A 25207-nucleotide genomic window follows, 5' to 3' on the forward strand; every position below is an offset into this window, starting at 1 on the left:
TTCTTTCCGAGTGGGAAAGCTCGCCATGGTGACGCGCCACCGAACTTGCGGGATGGTCTTCGCGGGGCGTGGCTTTGCCCGGACGGCACGAACCGCGTGGTGGGCCGGTCTCGTCGGTGCGGCACTGCTTGCCGCGGCGGCGGAGCCCAAACCGGAAACATTGCAAAATGACCAGTTCAAGCTGCAGGTGGCCGACGGAGCAATTGTCAGTCTGCGATCCGCGGCGGGGAATGCGGTGGAATTCGTGCCGGCCGGCGCGCGAGTGGGGGACGTGCTGCTCCGTTACCGCCAGACCGGCATGGAATGGACGGCGGTTCACACCGGCGAACTCAAGCCTGTGGTGGACACCCTCCATGGGGCCAAGGGGGCAAGTTATCGCGTGCGCTACCAGACCACGAACGGGTTGGCTGGATCGCTCGGAATGGAAATACAGCTCAACCTGGCGGGGGCGGCGGTTGAATGGACGTTGAGGTTGCGAAACAACTCGAGCCAGCCCCTCGAAGTCGGCGATCTGGCGATTGCGTTGATGAACACGTCCTCACGCCCGGGCGGACCTGTGGTGTTGAAGCACAGTTTTCTTGCGGGCCACGGTTCGCATGTCATGTGGTTGCGCGCGGATGGGGTCGGCCCCTTTCTGACCCTGACGCCGACGGGTGACACCTCGTTCGAGTATTGGGAGGCGAGGGATGGGTTTCGCGCGTTCATACACTCCGCCGCCGCGGCGGTTGACATCGCACAGCACGGCTCGCATTGGCGCCTGCCCCACACATCCCTCACGCTGGCCCCGCAGGGTCAGACAGGCAGCGACCACACCTATGGTTTCAAATTTCGCTGGGCGGCTGACTACGCCGGCGTCCGGAACATTGTGGTGGCGGAGGGCGGGGTGGATGTGGAGGTGGTTCCGGGCATGACAGTGCCGGATGATCTGCCCGTGCAACTCGCGCTCCGCACCACGCAGAAGCTCGAAGGAATCGAAGCGGAGTTTCCCCGGCAAACCCAAATCGAATCGGCCGGCACCAATGGCGGCTATCATCTGTTTCAGGTGCGCTTCGCCCGGCTCGGCGAAAACCGGTTGACCATTCATTATGGCGACCAGCGTCGGATGTTCCTGGAATTTTTCTGCACCGAGCCCATCGAGACCTTGATTCGAAAGCGCGCCGCCTTCATTGCCAGGTGCCAGCATCGTGATGCCAGCAAGTGGTATGACGGCCTGATCTCCGAATGGAACATGGAAACCCAAACGTTGCTGGGGCCGGACAACTATGATCGCATCAAGGGCTGGCGGATTTACGAAGTCACCTGCGACGATCCCGGATTGAGCAAACCCGCCTTTCTGGCGGCGAAGAACGCCGAGTTTCCCGTGCAAGGTGAGGTGGCGGCGCTGGACTACTACCTCCAGCATTTCGTCTGGGGCGGTTTGCAGCGCACCACGGACGAAAGCCATTCCTATGCGATTTACGGCATTCCGGACTGGAAACAAAACCGCGAGAGCAAGGACCCCGGTTCCAAGGGGCAGCAGCATTTCTGGCGGGTTTATGATTATCCCCACGTGATCCTCATCTACGAAAGCATGTATCGGGTCGCGCATGATCATCCGGAAATCAAAACGGTGTTGCCGGCCGCGGACTATCTGCGGCGCGCCTACGGCACCGCCATCGCCATGTTCACCATTCCCCTTGAGATCGCCGGCTGGGGCGCCGACGGGACCGGCTATTACAACGAGTTGGTCATCGTGAAATTGATTGATGATTTGGAACGGGCGGGGCTGACCGATGAGGCGGCGCGCCTGCGTGCCCACTGGGAGCGCAAGGTCAAGACCTTCGTTTCCGGCGGCGGAGACTTGTTCCGCTCCGAGTATGCCTTCGACACGACTGGATTCGAGTCCACGCAGGCCCTGGCGGCTTATGCCGTGGCGCACACGAATGACGCGGTCGGGCACCGGCTTGGCCTCACGGCGTCGCAGGCGGAGCAGTTCATGGAGCGGCAAATGGCGGCGAACATTGCGTGCCGCGGCTGGTTGGAACCGGCCTACTATTTGTTGGGCAGTGACTGGCGCGGCAGCGGCAATGGCTACATGCTGACTTACATGGCGCAAATGGGCGGCTGGGGCGTGCTCGATTACGCGCTGCATTACACCACCAATGATGCGCCATTCCTGCGGCTGGGCTACGCCTCCATTTTGAGTGCCTGGGCCTTGATGAACACGGGCACGCCGCAGTCAAACTATGGCTACTGGTATCCAGGCCGGGCCAACGACGGCGGCGCCGGTGGTGGTTTTGAGCCCGCAGCGTTCGGCCAGACATGGCTCGAACAACCGCATCATCGCGGCTCCTGGTATTACGCTTGCGAAATTGATCTCGGCTTTTGCGGCGCGTTGCGGGCAGCGGCTACGATTCTCACGGACGACCCAATTTTCGGACGCATTTGCCTCGGCGGTGACTGGCACAAGTCCGGCGGCCAGTTGATGGTCATCCCGAAGGATGGCGTGCGCCGGCGTTTTCACGTCCGGCTTGCCGGGGGACGGTTTGATCTGGTCACTCCGGTGGAACACTTCGCCGCCGGCCGGCCGCTCGTGTTCACCGAAACCGGAACCCAAATCGAGTTTACGCTGGAAACCTCCAACACGCGCGCACATACGACGGAGGTGCGTGTGGCAGGGTTACCGCCTGGAGAATACTCCGTCCACGCGGGGTCTCGAAAGGTGAGCACGCTCACAGCCCCTGGCGGTGCAGAAGTAGTGCTTGAACTCCCGTTCGCTGCCGGCGGCAAGGACCAAGTCTTCAAACTCAAGCGCACCGGGGGGCTGCAACCATGAAGCCGCTTCGCCTGGTTTGCACTGGTGGCGGCGCTGGCGGGGAATCCGCCCAAGAACTTCCAATTGCGATGAAATGCCCGGTGAAGAACATGCAGCCAGCTCCTTCCCGACCCCGGCATGCGCCCAACCGCGCGTTCACCTTGATCGAATTGTTGGTGGTCATCGCCATCATCGCCATACTGGCGGCGCTGCTGCTTCCTGCCTTGAGCATGGCCAAGGCCAAGGCCAAAGCCATCAATTGTGTGAGCAACCTCAAACAGATTGGCCTTTTCAGCCGGCTCTACATGGATGACAACGACGGCGTCATGATTCCCTTGTGGCTCGCGTCGGGCGCGCCGGGCTGGAATATGCCGGCTTACGACCCGGAGACCTTTGTGGTTCAGAGCGCAGATCATCTTTGGTGGCCCGACAAACTTCGGCTGGACGGTTTCAAGCCGGGGCAGCGGTTGTTTGATTGTCCCGCGCTCACCCAGGCTGCGACAGGCGGTGCGGGCGGCTCGATCAGCAGGGTGCATTCTCTCGGTTTGGGCATGAATTTCCCCGAATACGGCCGGATCATTTCGTCCGCATCCGGGCCGACCTATCCGCGCGGCGTCGCCAAGGATAATCTGGTGGCCGCGCCCAGCCGGTTCGTTGCCTTTGCCGATGCGGCGGGCGTTGCGAATCCGGGCGAATCCAATCCGGACAACTGGACCGAGACCGCGGGGACCGGCGGCTGCTTTTTTCGGGCGCCGAGCGATTCTGAGAACTTTCCCGCTGGCGATGCGCGGACGGTCGCGAGACATGCCAAGCGGGTGAATGCCGCCTGCTTTGACGGACATGTCGAAGCCATCCGCAACAGCGCCATTCGTTACAATCTGCCCCGGCAAAGTGCGTCTGTGTTGTGGGCCAGAAATAATGATGGAGACAGCCCTTGAGTTATGAAGTTGAAACGTCTGGCACAAATAAAACGGGCGCTGCCGCTGCTGTTCGTGGCGGTTATTGCGGCATTTTGCCCGGCCGCTTCTGTTCGAGAGGCAAACACCGCGGAGCACGGGCAAGTTTTGCCGCGCCTAGAGGAGCGCTTCGACGACGACTGGCGTTTTCATTTGGGCGATGTGCCGGAAGCGTCGGTGATGGACTTGGATGATTCCTCCTGGCGGACCGTCAATTTGCCGCATGACTGGAGCATCGAAGATCTCCCTCCCTCGCCGGCAGCAAACCTGCCGACCGTGAATGCCGGGCGGGGAACGTGGCGGTTCAAGGAGGGGGACGATTCCTCGTGGCGGGCCGCCGACTTGGACGACTCGTCGTGGCGGGACATTAAACTTCCGGCCCGGTGGAGCGAGCTTGGCTTGAAAGCGGAGAATGCTTTCGGCTGGTATCGTTGTCACATCCAGGTGCCCGCGGATTTGCGTGGCAAAGAAGTTCTGCTCCTGCTGGGCAAGGTGGACGACGTGGACGAAACCTTTGTCAATGGCACGCGCGTCGGAGGCATGGGCTCCTTTCCTCCCGCCTATGAGACGGCGTGGGACCGGGTCCGGCGGTATCGCGTGCCGGCGAATCTGTTCAAATGTGATGGCACAGATGTGATCGCCGTGCGCGATTACAACGGCTCAGCGGATGGGGGCATCATCGAGACGGCTGCGCCTTTGCTGCGGAGCGGACCCTTCACCATGGACAGTCCGAATGGCGGTCCGCAGGGCTACACGGAAGGCGGGCTGGCTTGGTATCGCAAGACCTTCACGCTTCCGGCCGCGGAACAGGGGCGTCAGGTGGGCATCACCTTCGAGGGCGTTTACATGAATTCCGAAGTCTGGTTCAACGGCCAGAAGCTGGGCGGGCGGCCCTACGGCTACAGCAGTTTCTATTTTGACCTCACGCCGCTGGCGCGCTTTGGCAAGCAGCCGAATGTTCTGTCAGTGAAGGTGGATTCCCGCGGGAAAACCAGTCGCTGGTATTCCGGCTCGGGGATTTACCGGCATGTGTGGCTCACGCTCACCGACCCTGTTCACATTGGACAATGGGGCGTTTACATCACAACCCCGCGCGTCAGCAAAGACGAGGCGGAGGTTTCGGTGCGCACAGCCGTGAACAATGAAGGCCACGCTCCGCAAAACGTGACCATCGAGTCGCGCATTGTGCGGGCGGCAGCCCCCAACAAGACGCTCGCGATCGTAAATGGTCACGTTGCCATGGCGGCTGCCGGTGCACAGGAAGTTCAGCAAACCGTCAAGGTGCCGCGCCCGCATCTCTGGTCGCCGGACAATCCCGAGTTGTATTGTCTCATCAGCACCATCAAGCGTCAGGGAATCGTGCTGGACGAAGTGCGAACAACCTTCGGCATTCGTTCCGTGTCCGTGGATGCCGAACGAGGATTTGTTCTGAACGGCGAGCCCTTGAAATTGCGCGGGGGCTGTCTGCATCACGACAACGGCTGTTTGGGTTCCTGTGCCTACGACCGGGCCGAGGAGCGCAAGGTCGAATTGCTCAAGGCGGCCGGCTACAATGCGGTTCGGACCAGTCATAATCCGCCTTCGCCGGCGCTGCTGGCGGCGTGTGACCGCCTGGGCCTGCTGGTGATTGATGAAGCCTTCGACTGTTGGGAGATTGGCAAAAACAGCGACGACTACGCACGCTACTTCAAGGACTGGTGGCGGCGCGATCTTGGTGACATGGTCCGGCGCGACCGGAATCACCCCAGCGTGGTGCTGTGGAGCATTGGCAATGAGATTCCCGGACAGCCAACCCCGGAGGCTGCCAAAATCGGCGGCGAACTGGCCCAATGCGTGCGCGAACTCGACCCCACGCGGCCGGTCACGCAAGCGGCTTTTGCGGGAGAAACCAAGAACCTGCTGCTCTTCACCAATCTGGACGTGTGCGGCTACAATTACATGCCCGACCATTACGTTCCCGATCACGCCGTGCAACCCGGGCGAGTCATGTGCGGCACCGAGTCTTTTCCGCGGGACTGTTTTGCCGCCTGGATGCCCGTTGTGGATCATCCGTATGTAATTGGCGACTTCGTGTGGACGGCGTTTGATTACATCGGCGAAGCCGGGCTCGGGCACGAGGAGCACACCGTTTATCCGCCGGGGCAATTCGAGGCACGACCGTTCACCATGGCCAACTGTGGTGATTTTGATCTGTGCGGCTTCCGACGTGCGGCCTCTTACTATCGCAGCGCGGTTTGGGGCGTCGGCAGCGGCGTTTCCTGTTTCGTCGAAGCATTGGGCGACCACGGCGAAAGCTCCAGAGTTGATGGCTGGAACTGGGGCTGGTATGACGAACGGCCCTCATGGACCTGGCCCGGCTGGGAGGGGAAAATGGTGAGGGCGCACGTTTACTCGCACGCACCCAAAGTGCGACTGACGTTGAACGGGCGGAATCTGGGGGAACGCAAGACCGACCGCGCGACGCACTTTTTGGCGACTTGGGAAATGCCTTATGAACCCGGTGAACTTGTGGCTGTCGCGCTGGCCGAGGATGGCAAGGAACTGGATCGTTGGGCCCTGCGCACCGCCGGCCAGCCCGCAACCATTAGGCTGACGCCCGATCGGGCCAGGTTGACCGCCAACGGGCAGGATCTGTCGTTCGTAACTGTGGAGATTTTGGATCAGCGAGGCGTGCGGGTTCCCAATGCCGACAGTGAATTACATTTCCGCGTTTCGGGTCCGGGCGAGATTATTGGCGTCGGCAATGGAGACCCGCACAGTTGGGAAAGCTTTCAACAGCCGCTGCGACGCGCTTACCGCGGTCGCTGCCTGGTTGTGATTAAAACAACGGCCAAGGCCGGTAAAATCAAGTTGGAAGCTGCCGGGGCAGGTCTTAAGGAGGCCAGCGTGCTGTTAAAGACGATAACTGTGCAATGAGCCTCAAGCCGATCCTATGCCTCCTGGCAGGCACACTGGAACTGTTTGCGGCAGGCGGCCTCACCTCGCCCGTCGTCGCCGACAAACCGCCCATGGGATGGAACAGCTACGATTGCCTCGGCTACACGGTCACGGAAGAACAGGTCAAGACCGTGGCCGACTACATGGCGCAGCATCTCAAATCATGCGGATGGGATTATGTCGTGATTGACTGGTGCTGGTATGCGCCTTCCACGGGGAGCAAGTGGCCGCCCAATCAGAATGAACACTTCGAGCCACCGCTGGCGATGGATGCTTATGGCCGCTTGATCCCCAGTCTGGACCGCTTTCCCTCGGCGGCTGAAGGCAAGGGTTTCAAGCCGCTGGCTGATTACGTGCATGGGAAGGGGCTTAAGTTTGGGATCCATATCATCCGCGGCATTCCCCGCCAGGCAGTCGCCCGGAAAACACCGGTTTTGGGTTCCACCGCGACCGCGGCCGACATCGCGTGGATTGGCAGTTCCTGGGGCAATCCCAACTGCACCTGGGGCATTCGAATGGATCAGCCTGGGGCGCAGGAATACCTGGATTCGGTTTTCAAACTCTACGCCCAGTGGGGTGTTGATTTCGTCAAAATTGATGATCTTACCCAGCAGTATTATCAGGCAGAGATTGAGGGTTATCGCAAGGCCATCGACAGGTGTGGACGCCCCATGGTTTTCAGCGGATCGCCGGGAGCAACGCCGCTGGAGCAGGCCGCCCACGTTTCCCGCCAACTTAACATGTGGCGGCTCCTCGAGGATTTGTGGGATAACTGGAAACAGGTCGATCATGCCTTTGAAGTCATTCCGCAGTGGCTGCCCTATGCGGCACCCGGTCATTGGCCTGATCCGGACATGCTGCCGCTGGGCCGCGTCATGGACATTGGCCAGAGCCGGCTCAATCATGACGAGCAACGCACGCTCATGACCCTCTGGTGCATTACCCGTTGCCCTTTGATTCTTGGGGGATACCTGCCGGACAATGATGCGTTCACCACGTCACTGATCACCAACACCGAAGTGCTCGCCGTGGACCAGGAGCCCGCGCGGTGCTCTGTCTTGCGTTCAGGAGAGCTGCCTGTCTTTGTCGCCACCCGGACCGGTGCGCGTGATCAATATGTCGCCCTGTTTAATCGCTCGGACAGGAACCTGGCGGATGTCACCATCAACCTGAGAGAGGTGGGAGTTCAGCAGTGCCGGGTCCGAGATTTATGGGCGCAGCAGGACTTGGGCGAATTCAGCGGAACCTTCACTGCCGCGATTCCCGCACACGGATCGGGACTCTTCCGCTTGACTGTCGTTGAGGCGGCTTTGGACGCGGCGACGAAGCCGTGAACTGTTTTTCGCCGGCTGCGGCTTTGCCTCGTTCGCGGACGGCCACGGCCTGCCGGGCTGCCCGCGCCAGTCTGTGAATTACGCATCTGCTTTTGTTAAGAACACGGTGGCGCGGCGATTGGCGGGTTGCCACCATGACATCAATCAACTGAATGAGATCGTTTCGCTTCGGTTTTATTGTTTTGCCGCTGGCGTGGACTTGGCTGTTGGCCGCGAACGCCGCGCCGCCGGAACAACTTTCCTTGGTCAGCCGAGGGCGTGATCTGACCTTCATCGTTGTTTCTGATACGCACTATGGCCTTGGCGGTGAAGAGGGTGCCCGGACTATTCCGCTGCTGGTGGACAAAATGAACGCCCTGCCGGGCACGGCGTATCCCACCAATCTGGGCGGCACGGTGGGCCGGCCAAAAGGTGTGATTCACCTCGGTGACATCACCAATGATGGCAAGCCGGAGCAATGGGCCATGTTCGTGCGGGATTACGGATTGACGGGCAAGGACGGACGGCTCGCCTATCCGGTTTATGAAACGTTTGGCAACCACGATGGCGGACCGCGCTCCCCTGTGCGGGAAGGCATTCGGGAACGCAACCGGCATCGCATTGGAGTCACGACGATTTCCACGAACGGACTGCACTACGGCTGGACATGGGATGGCATTCAGTTTGTCGCGCTCGGGGTGGCGCCCGGCTCGACCACGCATCCCTATGATCCGGAATACAGCATGGAGTTCCTCGAACGGGTGTTGCCGCATGCCACAAAGGGCGAGCCACTCATTCTGCTGCATCATTTCGGCTTTGATCCGCACAGTCTGGGTTGGTGGTCCGAAGAGCGCCGCGACCAGTATTATGACCTGATCAAGGGTGAGAATGTATTGGCGATTATTCATGGCCATGCCCATGAGCCGCTGATTTACCAATGGCGGGGACTGGATGTCTATCACCCGCCGCATTTCCGCCAGAAGGTTCCCAAGGGCGGTCCCAAGAACACCGGTCCGGTCACGCATGGGTTTTTCGTATTCCACATCACCGATACCGAACTGACCGTGGCGGAGCGCCGGTTGGATGACACCTGGGGCATGACGTCGCGAAAAAGCCTCCCGCGTGGCCCCGCCGTGAATGCGCCTCCCAAAGCAACGACTTCCGGGGCTGAGCTCCCTTCGGAACAGGTGTTGACCATCGATCTGGCGGCTGCCGGCAAAATGATCGGCAACAAGTTCAGTGATCTCAACATGTGGTCGGTGGACCAGACTTGGACGCAGGAGGCGTCCGCCCGGCCCGGCAATTACTTCGCCAGCAACTTCCCGTTCGTTCAGCGGGTGCAACTGATGGCCGCCACGGGGGGCAACGGGCAGCGCGATTTGTTCAAGGATCCCAACGACCGGCGAACCCTGACCGACTACGATTTCTCGCCGTTGATTAAAGCCTGCGAAGGGATCCTGGCTCACGGCTTGAAACCCATGATCAAGACGGGGTGGGTGCCTTTGAAAATGAGCACGCCACCGCGCCTTGGTGCTTTTGGCACCAACGTCCGTCCGCCCGATGATTACGCAGCCTACGGTGCTTATATTCGCGCGCTGTGCCAGGCACTCAAGGAGCGATTCGGCGTCGATGAGTTGAGGCAGTGGTCGTGGGGCGTCGGCGTGGAATTCGAGAATCGGGATTGGTTTGCGGCGCAGGACGAAACACCGGAGAGCACGAAGCAGGCTTATTTCCGCCTCTACGACGAAACCGTTGCGGGGTTGGAGGAGGTGCTGGGGGCGAGGAATGTCACCGTGGGGGCGCATGGCATGGTCGTCAGCCGTGGCTGGTGGGATCCGCGTGATTTCATCGAACACTGCGCCACGGGGGAAAATTTGCAGCATGGCGGCAAGGGCACGCACTTGGACTTCGTTGGAGTCTCCTACTACACGGGCGAGCCGGGATTTGACCCCGCGCTGTTCGTGAAGACCGTGCACGCCATCCGGGACAAGGCCAATGAACTTGGCTTGAAACGGCTGCGGATAGGCATGGACGAAGGACGCGTGCTCAATGGTTGGGACGGGCGGGTGCTCTATCCCCGCGAAGTGGAACACCCCATCCAGGCTGCAGGCGATGCACGGCTTTTCCACCTGATGGTGGATGAGGATGTGGATTACTGTTCGACCTGGTGCCTGACCACGGCGGGAATCTTTGGTGGAATCCCCGTCGTCAGCGCGAACCTGCGCAACCTGGCGTTTCGGATGGCCGGCAGCGTGACCGTAAACGTGCAATCCTCCGGGCCGACGGTGGCAGGTGCGGACCGGGTGATGTGCCTCGCCGGTTACGAACAACCGACCCAAACCCTGCGCGTGCTGCTTTACAATTTTGATCGCGATCGGACCGGCCGCGGGCCCGGCAAGGTTCGGCTTGCATTGAACCACGCCCGTCTCCCGCAGCCTGACGCGGTGCATCTGTCCGCCTGGAGATTGGATGAAACGAACGGGAATTGGTGGTCGGCGTGGGAGGCCGATGCCGCCGCGCGCGGCCTTGCGGCCGACGCATATCGGGCATCCGCCTGGACCCTGTATCTGCCGGGTGAACTGGTGCGTCCTGCCGATGTGCAGTTCTGGAATTCGCGGCGGCCCGCTTATGAAGCGCGGGCGAGAATGGACTGCACCAGACACGCCTTGTCCCCCGGTCGCGGAGGCGAACTCTTTTGGGATGCGGAATTGAATCCCAACACGGTCTTGCTTTACGAAATCGCACCCATTGAAAAGGCAACGTTATGAAAACCATTTCTCACCGCGCCGGACGCCATCCGGGCGCACTGCTGTGGGCCGGACTGCTCGTGGCCGCTTTCGGTGTCTGGGCGGCAGCCCCCGGGCGCGAGGTCACGTTCATCTCGACCTCCGACCTGCACTACCGTGAACCCGACCATGCGGGGGGAACGCATAATGATTTGAACCGCGCCTCGGTGGAGGAGATCAACCGCATCGCCGGATGCAAATGGCCGGAAGGTCTGGGCGGCGACGTCATTCAAAAACCGCGCGGCGTTCTGGTGCTCGGCGACGTCATCGATGATGGCGATCGGGGTGGCAACGGCCGGAAGATCAGCGAGGAGCAATACAAGTTGTTCCTCGTGGATTTTGGCCTTGATGGCACGGATGGGTTGCTGAAATACCCGGTCTTTGAAGGTTGGGGCAACCATGATGGTCCACCGGAGGGCAGTGAGAAGAACGGGTTCAGCTTCCAGGCTCAACTCAAAAAGCGCAACCAGATCCGCTTGAAGAAAGGGCTGATTTCCAACGTCTCGAGCAACGGCCTCCATTACTCCTGGGATTGGGACGACGTGCATTTTGTGCAATTGAACATTTACCCGGCGGACCAGCAGCGTGCAGGCGTGCATTACTCACCGGTCTGGCACAATCCGCAGGGCGCGCTGAGCTTTTTAAAACAGGACCTGGCCCAGAAAGTCGGCCGGAGCGGCCGGCCGGTGGTGCTGATGTCGCATTGCGGGTTCGACACGGACTGGTGGACCAAGGAGGACTGGGCGGATTTATATGAAGCGGCCAAAGACTACAATGTCGTTCTTTACCTCTACGGCCATTCGGGCACGGGTTTGCACGACTGGGCTCCGCCGGGGGCGGTCAAAAAATGGACGTGCATCAACGATGGTCAGCTGGAAAAGGGCTTTTTCGTCATTCAGCTCGGCGGCCATCGGTTGCGCGCAGCCATGCGCGTGAAAGCGGGCCTGACGTATGCCAAAACGGCGGGCAAGGTGACGCATGATTGGGCGGGCCAGTGGGAGTGGAAATGGGTGCTGGACAAAACAATCATCGAGCCGCCCACCGCCGACCGGCCATGACCCGTCGCGTTCCGCCCGGGTGTTGCCTCAATGCGCTTCGGCGAGCCGCCGATGCACCAGTTCCGGCAGATACTTGGTGGGGACGGAAGCGGTTTCCAGCACAGCCTCGTGGTAGCGGGCGAGGTCGAACTTGTCACCGAGTTCCCTTTGCATCTGCTGGCGCAGCCGGTAGTGGGCCATGCGTCCCACGAAATAGGTGCTCAATTGCACGGAGGATTGCTTGGCCCGGATGACCTTGAGTTTCGCCTCGCCCTCGGATTGAAAGGCGTCCTCGGTCAGGAATTTCATGGCCTCGGCATCGCTCATCTGCGTGCAGTGCATGCGGTAATCCAGGATCGAGTTGGCCACGGCGCGCAGGTAGAACTTGAGCTGCATCAGGCGCAGCCGCAAATCGCCGCCCCCGTAGCCCGCGTTCAGCATGCTGACTTCGCCGTAAACCGCCCAGCCTTCGATGTAGGTGCCGGATTGGAGCACGCGACGGATGATGGAGGGATTCCGGTTGGCGTATTCGAGCTGGACGTAGTGCCCCGGGTAGGCCTCGTGAATCGTGAGGATCTGCAGCATCCAGCGGTTGTATTCTTCGAGAAAGCTCCTGACCTGTGGTGCGGTCCAGTCGGCGGGCGGCGGACTGACCGCATAGTAACTGCGGGCGTCGGGATCGAGGGGCGGTGCATTGTCGAGGTAGGCCAGCGAATTGCCCCGTCGGAATTCCGGCATCTCAATCACAGCGCAGCGGTCCGGTTCGGGCAGGCGCAGGTAGTCGCGGTCGCGGATGAAGGATTTGATCCGCTCCACGGTGGCGCGGGCATCCGCCACGAGCGCGCCGGCCTCGCCGTGCTCCTGGTTCACGGCGTCAATGACCCGCAGGATGGTGGCCCGGCGGCCGGTGTCATCATCGGCGGGCAGATTCTCCCGGGGAAAATACTGCGGCCACAACTGGCGCGCGATGATGTAGAGCTCGGTCCGCACCCGGTCGAATTCAGATCGGGCATCGGCCAGATTCTGCTCCGCCGTCAGGCCGGCGTTGACCTCCAGCTCAAATTTTTTGGCGAACTTCGCCTTGCCGAGCCGCCAGTTGTCCTCCGCGCGGGCGCGCGCGGGACCTTCGAGAAACGCCTGGTAGTCCTGCAACGCGGAAACAACCTTCGCGGCCGCCGCCTTGAGCGCCGCCTGTTGCGCTGTTTCGCCGACGTAATGGAACAGGTCCGTTTCGTAAAAGGTGATGGCGCCGGCATTCTGCCGGATGGCGGTTTCGAGAATCGGACGTGCCGGATGCGTCAGGGAATTTTTTGCGGTGGCAATGATGCGGGGCATTTGCGCCATGCGGGCAATGGCGTTGGCCACGTTGGTTTCCTTGGGCAGCGTGGACTGGGCCACCAGCAAATAGACGCTGTCGTTGAGGTAGCTGCCATAGGTGCGCGGATCTTCCGCAAAAGGATGCGTGTGGTCGGCCAGCCACAACTGGCGTTGCAGCTCGTGCTGGAAAATTTCGTAGTCAATCTGCCCATCCCGGCTGAGCTGCCGGTAATCGACCGTCCCGGGCAGGGCCTTGAGCGTGCTTTTGGCCAGGGCCCGCCACCGGGCCCGCGCCGCGGGTGAAATGTCGTCCAACCGGGCATCGAACCGGTGATCGCCAAGCTGGGTGGCTTCCAGTGGCTGCAACTGAAAGTGGGCGTCGAGGTAGTTTCCAAAAAATTCGTTGAGCCGCGAATCTTCGGTGTTTTGCGACCAGACGGTTGTCAGGCTGCCGGTCAGCAGCAATGCGGCAAGCGCGCCGCGGAATGACTTTTTCATGACGTTTTGCACAGTGAGTGACGCCGTCAGCCGGTTTCGGCATCAGGGGGTGGATTTGGCCGGGGTGCCGGCGGGTGCCGGATTCGTCGCCGCCCGGATGAGCAGGGGATCGGCCCAGCCGCCCTCGTCGTGCGAGCGGTAACCGGCCGTGGCGCCGCCGCGGTCGCCCTCGACCCGCAACACGAGGCGCTGGATATTCTGGACATCGACCCGGGCCGGTTTCGGGGCGTCATCTTTTTTCATCGGCCCGCTGCGCCACAGCTCGCGACCGTCGCCAAGGACGATAAATTCCAGCGTCTGACCGTCGCGGGTGTGCGGGCCGACGCCCACCAGGGCGGTGAAGGTTTTGAACGCGCCGTGGATTTGGTAGGCCACCTCGGAGTCAGCCAGCGCACCCACTCCCTCGTGTTGCTCGCCACCGAAGGTGAGCGCCCCGGCGGAGACGGTTTCCTCCGACCACGCGCCGCGCGTGCCGGCGGAGTGATCCGGAGTCAAATCCGTCAGTGAAAGGCGGGGCGGCAACAAGTCGGACAAGTTGAAGGTGATTTCGCCGCGTTTCCGGCTTTCGATGCCATCCTGCCAGACGGCGGCGACGCTGGCCATGTGGGAACGGTTCCAGTCCAGCCCGCGCAAGGGAAAGCCAGCGTCGGCGGTGTAGCCGGCCAGCGCGCCGTCGAGGTAAACCTGATAGCCGCAGTTGAGGTAATATTGCTCCTGCCAGTGGAGGTTGACGCCTTCCAGACCGGCGCGCTCCACCGTCAAACCTGCCGGTGTGCCGGGGGGGAAATGATAAACGTCACCCGGGCCAAATGTAACCTCCCAGCGGATGCGACCGGTGTGGCGTGGCGTCACGATGACCGAGGCCCAGCCCTGGTGGTTTTCAATGCGCACCGGCAACGTCCCTCCGCTTCCCCGCGCCCGGACGGATTTCACGACACAGTTGGTGCCGCGCGGAAACGCGAACCGCAGTGCGTAGGGATCATTGCCAATCACCTCGCTGACGCCCTTGAAACCATGGCCGTCCGCGCTTCGGGTCAAGGAAACCAGGTCAATCCAGCCTTGAGTGAGGTGGCGGCTGGTGGAAACGAGTTCGATGCGGCCCGTGTCGGGCACAAGCGTGAGCACGCGGCAGCTCGTGGGGTCGAGCGTTATGGACAGGCCGGCTTCCCACGCGCCGAGATACTCCTGGTTCCAGAAATCAAACACATGGTAACGCTGCGTGGCGGACAGTCCGAGGTCCGTCCAGGACACGCGCAGCGGTTTTGCCGAGCCTGCGGAAAAGTTGAACAGCCCGACCACATCGTAACGCCGGTCCAGGTGGTGAATTTTCAAATCCCAAATGTGTTTCTCACCTTCAACCGGAAAGAGATCCAGCGGGCGCACATCCGCGGCCGGGAAAATGCGCTTGAGCAATTCAACCCGACCGGCCGGGAGGTCCATGAGCCGGTCGCTGGACATCACCGCCTGCCCGGTCAGTCCCTGCAGCGTGGCCCAAACTCGGGCCTGCTCGAAGGGCAGGGGAGGGCGGACAAGCACCACGTCAGGGTCGGAATACCAGACGATATTGTGAAGATAATAGCCCTGGAACGTTGCGCGCAGGGCCACTTGAAAACCGCTCCAGCCGAGGACGATGTCCCCGCCGGTGCGCGAACCGTTCATGATGCCCGCGCCTTCGATGGGCAATCCCCAGCAGCCGAGCAGATAACGGTCGGGCCCAATGGCCGCCCGAATGGCCTCCAACGTATTCCGGTAGAGGGCCGGTGCGTCATCGGCGGGTTCGTGCATGAACGCTTTTTTCCGGGCGTATTCGTCCACCACGATGGGCTGGCCATCAATTTTGAAATAGTCATAGCCGGCTTGGGCAAGTCCGGCGAAAAGGTTGCTCAGGTAACCACGGGCCGCCGGTGCGGTGGGATCGACCAGGAATTTCCCCTCCCAGGTGTCCGACGCGGTCGTGCCATCGGGCTGCTGGAGAAACAACCCGGGATGATTGCTGACCACTTGGGGCAGGCTTTGGCCGTGCGGAGCGAGCCACAGACCCGGTTTCAAGCCGAGCGCCTTGATGTGGTGCGCCACTTCCCCGAGGCCGCGCGGAAAACGTTCGGGATTGACGTGCGTCCAGTCGCGTGTGCCGTCCGGGCCGCCCAACCCCTGCCAGCCATCGTCAATTTGCACGTAGCGGGCGCCGTAGTCCTTGAGATTGGCCGCCAGCCAGTCGGCATTGCGCTCCACTTCCTTGGCGGTGATGCGGTTGTAGTAAAAATACCAGGTGCACCAGCCGGACGGTGGCGCTGGAAAGCGCGTTTTGTCGATCGGCTGATAAAAACGGACGCCCAGTGTGTCGCGAAAGTAGTGGGGGCGTGTGGTGCCGTCGTTGAGCGTGACCGTGTCGCGTTGCGGATCGAATTTGCCCTGCGCGAGTGGGGTTTCCACGTCGCCCAGCGTCATTACCCAGACATCCGGGTTGGTTCCCTCCTGGATGCGGCAGGGGACGGGGGCCGGCCACGGGGAGCCCGATGGTCCGGGACCGTCCGCCGCTGCCGGGTGGCCGCTGAAGGCGGCCAGCAGCAGCACGAATTGAAGACCGGTGAACGGGGCGCCGCGTTTTGCGTCGCGGATCATGGAGTGGTTCATGAAGAAATGCGGTTGGTTAAACTATTCTGGCAACGCGGCGCCTTTCTGAAAACGTGGATGCCTTTTCAACGGCGTGGCGGCGATGAGTGGCCGCCTGCCTGACGTTCTTTCCCGGCGTCCGATCGCGGCTTCAGCGGTGCATCAAGGCCTCAATTTCTCCGGCTTCGATGGGAATGTGCGCCATCAAGTCAACGTTGCCGCCTTCGCGCACGAGGATGTCGTTTTCCAGGCGAATGGCAAATCCCTCCTCGCGAATATAAATCGCCGGCTCCACGGTCATGACCCAGCCCGCTTGAATGGGGCTGTCGGCCGGAGCCACATCATGCACGTCCAGCCCCAGTGGATGACCGACTCCGTGCATGAAATACTTTTTGAATGCCGGCTCGTCGGGCGGCTGGCGTTTGAGGTCCGATGGTTTGAGCAGGCCGAGGTGGACGAGTTCCCGTTCAACCAGCATCTCCGCCTCCTTTTGCCAGTCCTTGGGGAGTTTGCCCGGCGTGGCCGCCTTGCTGATGGCGCGCAGCAGCCGCAGCACGGCGTCGTAAACTTGACGCTGGCGGCGGGTAAATCGGCCGTTGACCGGAATGGTGCGCGTCAGGTCGGCGTTGTAATTGGCGTAACTGGCTGCCACGTCGAGCAGCAACAACTGGCCGCTGCGACAGGGCTGGTCGTTGCGCAGGTAATGCAGAGCGCATGCATTGAGGCCGGTGGCAATGATGGGGCTGTAGGCGAAATGGCCGCCGCAGCGCAGGAACTCGTGCGCCAGTTCGGCCTCCACCTCCATTTCGTTGAAGCCCGGCCGGACTTTCCGGCAGACGCGGCGAAAGCCCCTGGCCGTGATGTCACAGGCCTTTTGCAGGAGTTCCACCTCAATGGGCGATTTAATGGCGCGGAGCTGGTGAAGCAATGGCGCGAGGCGGCGGTAATCGTGCAACGGATACTTGCGACGCGTCTCCTTGATGAAGCGGGCGTCGCGGCTTTCGACGGCGACCTGGGCCCGCCGATGTTCGTTGTGATTCAGAAAGACGTGCTGACATTCACACATCAGCCGATGAAAAATCGCCGGGAAATCGGCCAGCCATTCCACCTTGGCCACGCCCGCGATCTTTTTTGCCTCGGGCTTGGTAAGCTTGCGTCCTTCCCACGTTTCCAGATGGGCATTGGGCTGCCGGAGGAAAAGGATTTCGCGATCCTCCGGATCATGCGCGCCGGGAAACAACAATAAAACGCTTTCCTCCTGCTCCACGCCCGTCAGGTAGAACAGGTCGGAGTTGGGCTTGATCAGGAAGGTGCCATCGCCGTTGGTGGGCAGCACGTCATTGGCGTTCACCACGGCCAGGGATCGCGGCGGCAGCAGGTTCCGCAAATTGGACCGGTTTTCGATGAAAAGCCGCGGATTGATGGGCGCGTGTCTCATGACCACTTGAAAAGTTTGCCGCCGTCATGGTCAAGGTTTACGGACGGAGAGTCTTGGCAGGAATTGACGCATGGATCGTGAAATTCAACCAAAGCCGCCCGTGGGCCTGTGGACGCGTTGTCACTGCAAGCAACCACGCCCGTCTTTGACCTTTCCAGCCAAGGTCGCCTTGGGGCGGGATCGTGCCGGCCGCGCGGTCGGATCGGGCATGTTAAATTTGCACCGGCTTTGGTAAATGCTCAGGTGGTGAGGGGGGCGTCGGCCGTGGTAAGCACGGAGCCACATGATCACCGTGAAGTTGAAAGCGGCAACCATGGCGGCGGTTCTGGGTGACATCAGAGGGTTCGCCCCCGAGGGCCTGGCCTTGGTGGAGCAGTTGTTCGACCATCTGCCCGATGCGGTCTTTTTTGCCAAGGATGCCGAGGGACGATACGTGGCGGCGAATCAAACGCTGGTCCGGCGATGTGGCCGGCGTGCGAAACGGGAACTGCTCGGTCGTGCCGTGGGTGATTTTTTTCCGCCCGACATGGCGGCCCGTTATTCAGCGCAGGACGAAACGGTGCTGCGCTTTGGGCGGCATCTCACCGATCATCTGGAAATGCACTGGCTGGAACACCGGCGTCCAGGCTGGTGTCTGACCACGAAACTGCCCGTGCGTAGTGGGGCCGGTCAAATCATCGGCCTGATTGGTCTTTCCCGCGATTTGCGCACACCGGGCGGACGACTGAACATTCCCGCCGGCCTGGTGGCGGCCCTGGAGCATCTGGAAACGCATTACGCGGATGCGGTCTCACCCTCCTCCCTTGCGCGGCGGGCAGGATTGACGTCGGCCCGGTTTGCGCGGCTGGTCAAACGCATTTTCCAGCTCACCCCGCAGCAGTTGATTGTCCAAACGCGGCTGGCGGCCGCCGCGCGGCTGCTCACCGAAACGGATCGCTCGCTGGCACAGACTGCGCTGGAATGCGGCTTTTACGACCACAGTGCCTTTACGCGCGCCTTCCGGGCGGCAACGGATCTTACCCCGTCGAAATTCAGGGAGGCGCGCCGCTACTAGGGATGGCGCCGATGGGGGTCGGAATGGTGGCCGCCTGGGCGCCAGTTACCTTGCGCGGGCCCACAGGTCAGCTGCGGGTTGGTGCGGCAGGGTGCACCAAGGGAGCCTTTTTGCGGTATTCCGAGGGCCGGCATCCGACGTTGGACTTGAATTCTTTGGAGAAGGCCACGGGGTTGGGGTAGCCCACGGCCCGGGCGATTTCATTCAACGTGAGGGGGGTGGTGGTCAGCAATTCGGTGGCCCGCCGCATGCGGAGCGATGTGAGTTGCTGGAGCGGACTGCGGCCCAGTTCCTTCACGCAGGCGCGGCGTAGATTTTCGGCGCTGCATTGCGCTTCGCGGGCAAGGGATTCCATGTTCCACGGTTCGGCAAGCCGCGCGGAAACGCGCAGCCAGAGTGCCGGCACCGGGCTGGTGGAGGGCGACGGCTGGGCGAAGGCCAGGACATACCCTTGAACCAGTTCCAGCCAATGGTCAATCTGGCCGGGCCGGTTGGGGCCGCGGCATTCGGCGGTCAGCCCTTGAATCGCCAGCCGGAGCGGTTCCGGATCAAATTCCGCCACCACGGGAGAACTGACCGAGCCAGTCGGGCGAACCGCCGGTTGGGCGGGGGAATGTTGGTAGCACACGTAGGCAAAGCGCCAGGCCTCCCCGGGCAGCGCGCCAAACGCCGTGTGCAAATGCTCGGGCAGCAAAAAGGCCAGCCCCGGCCGCACGGTCCGCCAACGTCCATCCACCAGAACCTGGCCGCGGCCGCCAAAACACGCCAGAAAGTAGCTGGTTGTCTGATTGGTGCGCACGATTTGGTAGGGGGCGTGGGCTTCGGCGATGCCGGTGTGAACCATGCCGTGACGAGCCAGGGCGCTGGAAACGCCGTAATGTTTCAACCACGGTCTCGGCTCTTCGGTGCCCACGCGCACGCCTTCAAAGGTTGTGCCCTTGCCATGAACCGTCACATCCTGTTTCAACCGGGCGTTGGTCAATCCCAGCGCCGATGTCGAGGCGCCGTTGACATCAATGGGCAGGCCGGCGCGTTCCGCACTTTGGGCCTGTTGCCGGAATGCCCGCGGAGAAATGTGGCGGAAGCGGCGGAATTGAGCATTGAAGTGCGAGAGATTGTTGAAGCCGGCGTCGTAGGCGATTTCAGTGATGGGCTGGTCGGTGTCAATCAACGCCCGGCTGGCGTTGCGAATTTTGATTTCGTTCACGTATTGAACGTAACTGGTGCCGAGGTTGCGCCGGAAAAACTGGCTGAAGGCCGCGGGCGAGAGGCGGACGGCTTTGGCGACTTCGCTCTGGGTCAGGTCCGGGCCCAGGTGGGCTTGAATGTAATTCAGGATCTTTCCGAGTTTGCCGTTCGCCTCGGCCGTGACGGGCACGATGAAGTCGCTCGCGGCCAGGGGCGCGAGTTCCTGACTTTGGGCGATGCCGTGGAGCATTTCCAGCAACGTGTTGAAGCGCATGAATGAGCCCGGTGGCTCCTGTTGCATGATGACAAAAAGCTTTTCCACCTCCCGGCGCACGGTGCCGGTGACTTGCAGGCCGCGCCGGGCATCAGTCAGCAGTTTGGCAATGCCTCGCATCTCCGGCATCTTCCAGAACGGTTCGCCCCACGCATCCGGGCGGAAATGCACGACCAATGAGAGCACGCCCGGCTCCAGATCCTTGTCGGAAACCCAGCAGTGAGGTGTGTCGGTTCCGATCAGGCAAAGGTCCCCATCGACAAACTTCTCGACCGAATCCCCGACGAATCGCAGCCCGCGTCCCCGGACAATCAAGGTCAACTCCACCTCCGGATGGTAGTGCCAGTTGAAGGGGAAATTCGGCCAGTCGAATTGTCTGAACGTCAACGACGAGCCGACGTCCGCCGGCACGTTTTCAAAGTGAATGCTTTTCGATTTGGCGGGCAACATGGCAACCATCAGATTGTCGACTGACTCAAGTCATTCATTTTTAATCCGTGTTTGTGACGGCCCGGGCGGCCACAAACACGGAGCCGTGAGCAGCACGGTGGATTCTCGGGGCGATAAATTTTGGGCATGTTAAATTTCCACCGGTTTTAGTCAATCGTGCGGTAGCACGAATTTGATGCTATGCTAGACATATGAGCACGCAAATTATTACCGCCATGCAGACCCCTTATCGCTGCTCGTTTGGCGACGCCTTTTACCGGAAGGGCGGGCGAAGTTCCGTTGGCCGCGAAGCCGACCCCGTCTCGGGGAGTTTCCGTGGCGCCGGCTTCACCTTGATTGAACTGCTGGTGGTGATTGCCATCATCGCGATTCTGGCGGCCATGCTGCTTCCCGCTCTCAGCCGGGCCAAGGCGAAGGCCAAAGAAACTTCATGCATGAACAATCTCCGGCAAATCGGCGTTGCCACGGTGATGTATACCGCGGATTACAATCGTTATCCGGGCTGTCTTTTTATTTCGGGCAACGCGCATTATGTATGGCCTGAACGTCTGTTCACCCTGATGAGTGAGAACCGGCAGGCGTTTTGGTGTCCTTCGGCCAATCCCAACAGCAGTTGGGATACAAACCTGAACAAGACGCTCGGCTACCCAAGTGATCGATTTGCCGTCCGCCCCAATTCGCGCTTTTCCTATGGTTACAATGACTGGGGCGCTTACCCGTATTTTGGCGGCAACTACGGTCTGGGTGGCGATGTGGACAGTCCGGCCAATGAGGTAAAGGACACCCAGGTGCTGCACCCGTCGGAAATGATCATGCTGGCGGACAGCCGGGTGAACGGCGACTTCGATGGGAATATTGATCCGACAACGCCGGATGAGTGGCCATCCAGCCGCCACAATCGGCGGACGGTGATTATGTTTTGTGACGGGCATGCCGAAAAGGTTCTCCGGCGGGAGGTCGTCAACCCGGCCAACGAGTATTGGAGCCGGCGGTGGAACAATGATGGACACTATCGCGGCGCGAACGCATGGTCTTACGATGCCAACGCTGCCAATTCGCTGGATGAAAATTAAAATATCCGCCCGCCAACCGTCTCCGTTCCAACGAGTCCCGTATTGGACCGGTTTTTTCACAAACACCATGCAGCACACAACAGACCCAACAAAAGCCAGTTAACTCAGGCATTCGGGACAACAAACTTATGAAAACCACAACCCAAACATGGCGGCGTCATGAGCCGTCTTGTTCGTATGATGCCAACAACTCCCCCCAGGCGCCACGCCGCTCGTCCGGCGCACGGAACGTCAGAGCTTGGTCCGCGATCACACTCCTATGTCTCGGGACCAGCTTGAGTTCCACGCTGGCCGCCAACCTCCTTACCAACCCCGGCTTTGAAAGCGGACAGACCGGCTGGGCCAATCCCAATCCGATTTACGGTGGCGCGTCGGTTGTGATCAATGATCCAGCCCTTGCTCACAGCGGAAACAGTTGCATTTCCAATTACAATGCCGGCGGCATTTCGGGGCCGGAACAGGGCGACAGTGCCGGTGGCTGGAGTTCGGGAGTGTCGCTGCCCATCTCTTCCGCCAACTTTTATCGCCTGAGTGCCTACGTCAAAGTGCCGGGGGCCTCAACCAACCCTCAGCCCATCACCCTGCGCTACCGCTTTGAACCGTCAACCACGCGCAATGACGTGGGCACCAAGACCATCAATACGGAAAACTGGACGCTGGTGCAAAGCGGCTGGCTCTCGCCCGCCGCGGGCGATTATTTCGAGAGCTACTGGATGGTGCACTCGATCAACAACGGCGTCATGTTCTATGCCGATGATTGCGCGCTGGAGGAGGCGACGCCATTAACGCTGCAGGGGCGGGTGGTTACCAATGGCGTTGGGGTGGATGGCGCGAATGTAAGGGCCGTTTCCGCTGACTATTCAACCACGACCACGACGACGTCGGGCGGAGGATATTACACGCTGGCGGTGCCACCGGGCACGTATTTCATCGGAGCCAATGTTCCCGGTCTGCTGGGCAGCACCAACGCGACCGTCAGTTCGGATCCGACCACGGCGGGCGACATCGTCCTTAGCACGGATCCCGATTATGATCCGGACCTGATTTTGTTTGCGCGCAGTTCGGCATTCAATGCCGGAGCTCCATGGGCCACGGCCTTTCCGGCTGGCGGGGCGCTTTCGCTCATCAACAATCCCGGCGTGAAGAGCTTCGGGGGAGTCAAGTGGGAGAACAACGATGCGGTGAACAACACCGGCTTCCTCCTGGGCACCTACGACACCTCCATTCCGGCCAATGGCGCATCGGTAGTGCTGGTCGCCAAGCGCAAGCCCAGCATTGCCAGCGACAACTGGGATTCCATTGTGGATGTGTTTTATGATCGTCTGGTGCTGGGCATCCGCAACGACACCGGCGTCGTGAATGTGCGCCGCAACGGCAGCCTGGACTACAGCACCACCTCAATTCCGGTGGGGCAGACCACAGTGTTGAGTTTGGTGGTGCAGCCGGACGGCACTTACAAAGTCTGGGCCAATGGCGTTTCCATCATGACCAACACCAACACCAGCGACATGAGTGCCTTGGTGCCGATGGTGCCCGGTCCGTTTGCCAACGCCATCAACGTGGGGCGCAACAATCCGGACACGTGGACGACCTTCAACGGCTACGTTGGCGATGTTTACATCTACCACACCGCGCTGGATGCCACCAAGCGCCAGGCGTTGGAAGCAAGCTTGATGAACAAGTTCGTCACCAATGCCACGCTGAGTTATACGATCGTATCCTCGGCTGACGCGAATGGTTCGATCAACCCGGCCGGCACCAATATCGTGGTCCAGGGCAATGACCAGACCTATACCATCACAGCCAATGCAGGTTACGTCGTTTCGGATGTTTTGGTGGACGGGACTTCGGTGGGCGCGAAAACCAGCTATACCTTCACCGATGTTTCCACCAATCACACCATTGCTGCGAGCTTCATCTCCCTGCCGCCGCAAACCATCACGGCCACCGCCGGCGCGAATGGGACCATCAGTCCGACGGGCGCGGTTAGTGTGGCACCCGGAAACAATCAAAGCTTCGCGATGATTCCCGACGTCGGCTATGCGGTTGCGGACGTGCTTGTGGACGGGGTTTCGCAGGGTGAAATCTACAATTACACCTTCAACTTTGTGACGGCTCCCCACACCATTTCGGTGACCTTCCGCGCGCTCAGCATGCCTGTTCCGCGGACGGAACAGCTGGTCTTCGGTGCGGTGTCGAGTGTCCTGCCGGGTGATGCCATCACGATCACCAACTGGCCGGCCTATGTGCCCGCCAACAAGACCTTGGTGACCATTGGTTCGCCCACCAGCACGCTGATCAATGGTCCGGTGGCGACCAACATTTGGGAAAACAACAACAGCGGGACGTCCGACGGCTATCGTTATCCCGGTGGCGCGGGCGGCGGCGGCGAATACCTGTCACCGATCCCCTGCGCGGGCGCCACGATTGTCGCGGTGGCGGCGCCCAACACCACTTATTCCGACACGGGTCCGTGGACCTCGATTGTGGACGTGTTCTACGATCAATTGGTGCTGGGCATTCGGAATCTGGACGGCACGGTCGTGGCACGTGTGAAGGGCGGGGGCGCCGTTTATAGCACAGACGTCATTCCCGTCGGCCAGCCCACCGTGTTGACCATGGTGGTGCAGCCGGACGGCAGCTACAAAGTGTGGGCGAACACCGCGCTGATGTTGTCGGGCACGAGCGGCACATTCACCAACCTGACGCCCGGGGCCAACACGTTCCAGCATTACATCAATGTGGGACGCAACAATCCGGACGGCTGGACTGCGTTCAATGGCAACATCGGTGACGTGTTCCTCTACAAGACGGCCCTGACCGATGGCGAACGTCAGCAGCTTGAGGCCACCTTGATGGCCAAGTTTGGCGCGCCGCTGCCTCCGAAGTATGCGTGGAAGGGGAGCAATAACGGCAACTGGAGCAATCCGGCCAACTGGAATGACTCGGTTCCCGGCGTTGGCAACTTGGCCACCTTCTCGGACACCAACACCGCGGGTGCCACGGTGCAACTCGACACTGCCATCACCGTCAAGGGAATCGAATTCAACAATCTGGTGCCTAATACCACCATCGCCTCCACGCTCGGGAACACCCTGACCTTGGATGATGGCAAATCCACGTATAACACGCGTGCCCCGATCCTGGTCGATGGCGGCGCGCACACGATCAGCGCGGCTGTTGATGCGTGGGCGGGCATTGAACTGACCGGCCCTGGCAAGCTCACGATCTCGGGCACAACCAGCATCGGGACCTACTCTGTCGTCAATCCGGCGCTCGTCGTTAGCGGTGGGGGTGAACTTGAACTGGATGGGGCGAGCACCCTGACTTTCACCCGCGGCGCATTGGTCCAAGGCGGCGGCAAATTGACCATCACCGGGGCCTTTACCAGCCAGGACGCGGACCAGATCATTGGCGACAACGACACAACGGGCGAGGTCGTGTTGAGCGGGTCCGGCTCTTGGACTCATTCGGGCAGT

At 61.0% G+C, this 25207-nt stretch carries 12 protein-coding genes and 1 pseudogene; 9 read left to right on the plus strand and 4 right to left on the minus strand.

All coding sequences use genetic code 11. From position 1 onward, the window contains the following. The first annotated feature begins 10 nt into the window (after nt 1-10). The 6 genes from VFV96_10395 to VFV96_10420 all read left to right on the plus strand — a co-directional run bounded on the left by VFV96_10395 (nt 11) and on the right by VFV96_10420 (nt 11844). The gene (locus VFV96_10395; protein ID HEU5070804.1) at nt 11-2815 is read left to right on the plus strand and encodes a DUF5695 domain-containing protein; all 2805 of its coding nucleotides are present in this window, start codon (nt 11-13) and stop codon (nt 2813-2815) included. Between the two features lie 89 nt (nt 2816-2904). Continuing rightward, nucleotides 2905-3732 carry a prepilin-type N-terminal cleavage/methylation domain-containing protein gene (locus VFV96_10400; protein HEU5070805.1) on the plus strand — a complete coding sequence of 276 codons (828 nt, stop codon included), beginning with the start codon at nt 2905-2907 and terminating at the stop codon, nt 3730-3732. Nucleotides 3733-3735: 3 nt separating this feature from the next. Continuing rightward, nucleotides 3736-6666: a glycoside hydrolase family 2 TIM barrel-domain containing protein gene (locus tag VFV96_10405; GenBank protein HEU5070806.1), complete on the plus strand. Its 2931-nt coding sequence runs from the start codon at nt 3736-3738 to the stop codon at nt 6664-6666. Further along, on the plus strand, nt 6663-8021 hold the full coding sequence (locus tag VFV96_10410) for a glycoside hydrolase family 27 protein (GenBank protein HEU5070807.1): 1359 nt from the start codon (nt 6663-6665) through the stop codon (nt 8019-8021). Before VFV96_10405 ends, VFV96_10410 begins: the two co-directional genes overlap by 4 nt. 152 nt (nt 8022-8173) lie before the next feature. Continuing rightward, nucleotides 8174-10768, plus strand: a complete 2595-nt coding sequence (locus VFV96_10415) for a metallophosphoesterase (protein ID HEU5070808.1) — start codon at nt 8174-8176, stop codon at nt 10766-10768. Beyond that, nucleotides 10765-11844: a metallophosphoesterase gene (locus tag VFV96_10420; GenBank protein ID HEU5070809.1), complete on the plus strand. Its 1080-nt coding sequence runs from the start codon at nt 10765-10767 to the stop codon at nt 11842-11844. Before VFV96_10415 ends, VFV96_10420 begins: the two co-directional genes overlap by 4 nt. 27 nt (nt 11845-11871) lie before the next feature. Here VFV96_10420 and VFV96_10425 read toward each other — a convergent pair whose 3' ends face one another. From VFV96_10425 to VFV96_10435, 3 genes are all read right to left on the minus strand, one after another. Continuing rightward, a complete protein-coding gene (locus VFV96_10425; GenBank protein ID HEU5070810.1) occupies nt 11872-13638 on the minus strand; it encodes a DUF885 domain-containing protein in 1767 nt (588 codons plus the stop codon). 42 nt (nt 13639-13680) lie between these two features. After that, nucleotides 13681-16272, minus strand: a complete 2592-nt coding sequence (locus VFV96_10430) for an NPCBM/NEW2 domain-containing protein (protein HEU5070811.1) — start codon at nt 16270-16272, stop codon at nt 13681-13683. Between the two features lie 130 nt (nt 16273-16402). Next, complete coding sequence (locus tag VFV96_10435; protein ID HEU5070812.1) at nt 16403-17689, minus strand: Xaa-Pro aminopeptidase; 1287 nt, start codon at nt 17687-17689, stop codon at nt 16403-16405. A 292-nt stretch (nt 17690-17981) separates the two neighbouring features. Between VFV96_10435 and VFV96_10440 the strand changes: the two genes are divergently transcribed. Beyond that, a complete protein-coding gene (locus VFV96_10440; GenBank protein ID HEU5070813.1) occupies nt 17982-18743 on the plus strand; it encodes an AraC family transcriptional regulator in 762 nt (253 codons plus the stop codon). Between the two features lie 67 nt (nt 18744-18810). On the opposite strand, the gene VFV96_10445 is transcribed toward VFV96_10440, so the two are convergent. Beyond that, on the minus strand, nt 18811-20655 hold the full coding sequence (locus VFV96_10445; GenBank protein ID HEU5070814.1) for a helix-turn-helix domain-containing protein: 1845 nt from the start codon (nt 20653-20655) through the stop codon (nt 18811-18813). Nucleotides 20656-20978: 323 nt separating this feature from the next. Here VFV96_10445 and VFV96_10450 point away from each other — a divergent pair. Then, a pseudogene (locus VFV96_10450) lies at nt 20979-21728 on the plus strand (DUF1559 domain-containing protein). Between the two features lie 275 nt (nt 21729-22003). Next, nucleotides 22004-25207 (plus strand): hypothetical protein (locus VFV96_10455; protein ID HEU5070815.1); only part of this gene is annotated, 3204 nt, incomplete at its 3' end.

Source organism: Verrucomicrobiia bacterium (assembly GCA_035765895.1).
Lineage (GTDB): Bacteria > Verrucomicrobiota > Verrucomicrobiia > Limisphaerales > DSYF01 > DSYF01.

Excerpts from the sequence above, each read along its gene's own strand:
- VFV96_10435 (HEU5070812.1), bottom strand. The coding sequence starts at position 17,689 with ATGAGACACGCGCCCATCAATCCGCGGCTTTTCATCGAAAACCGGTCC.
- VFV96_10430 (HEU5070811.1), bottom strand. The coding sequence starts at position 16,272 with ATGAACCACTCCATGATCCGCGACGCAAAACGCGGCGCCCCGTTCACC.
- VFV96_10415 (HEU5070808.1), top strand. The coding sequence starts at position 8,174 with ATGAGATCGTTTCGCTTCGGTTTTATTGTTTTGCCGCTGGCGTGGACT.
- VFV96_10400 (HEU5070805.1), top strand. The coding sequence starts at position 2,905 with ATGCAGCCAGCTCCTTCCCGACCCCGGCATGCGCCCAACCGCGCGTTC.
- VFV96_10425 (HEU5070810.1), bottom strand. The coding sequence starts at position 13,638 with ATGAAAAAGTCATTCCGCGGCGCGCTTGCCGCATTGCTGCTGACCGGC.
- VFV96_10410 (HEU5070807.1), top strand. The coding sequence starts at position 6,663 with ATGAGCCTCAAGCCGATCCTATGCCTCCTGGCAGGCACACTGGAACTG.
- VFV96_10420 (HEU5070809.1), top strand. The coding sequence starts at position 10,765 with ATGAAAACCATTTCTCACCGCGCCGGACGCCATCCGGGCGCACTGCTG.
- VFV96_10405 (HEU5070806.1), top strand. The coding sequence starts at position 3,736 with ATGAAGTTGAAACGTCTGGCACAAATAAAACGGGCGCTGCCGCTGCTG.
- VFV96_10445 (HEU5070814.1), bottom strand. The coding sequence starts at position 20,655 with ATGTTGCCCGCCAAATCGAAAAGCATTCACTTTGAAAACGTGCCGGCG.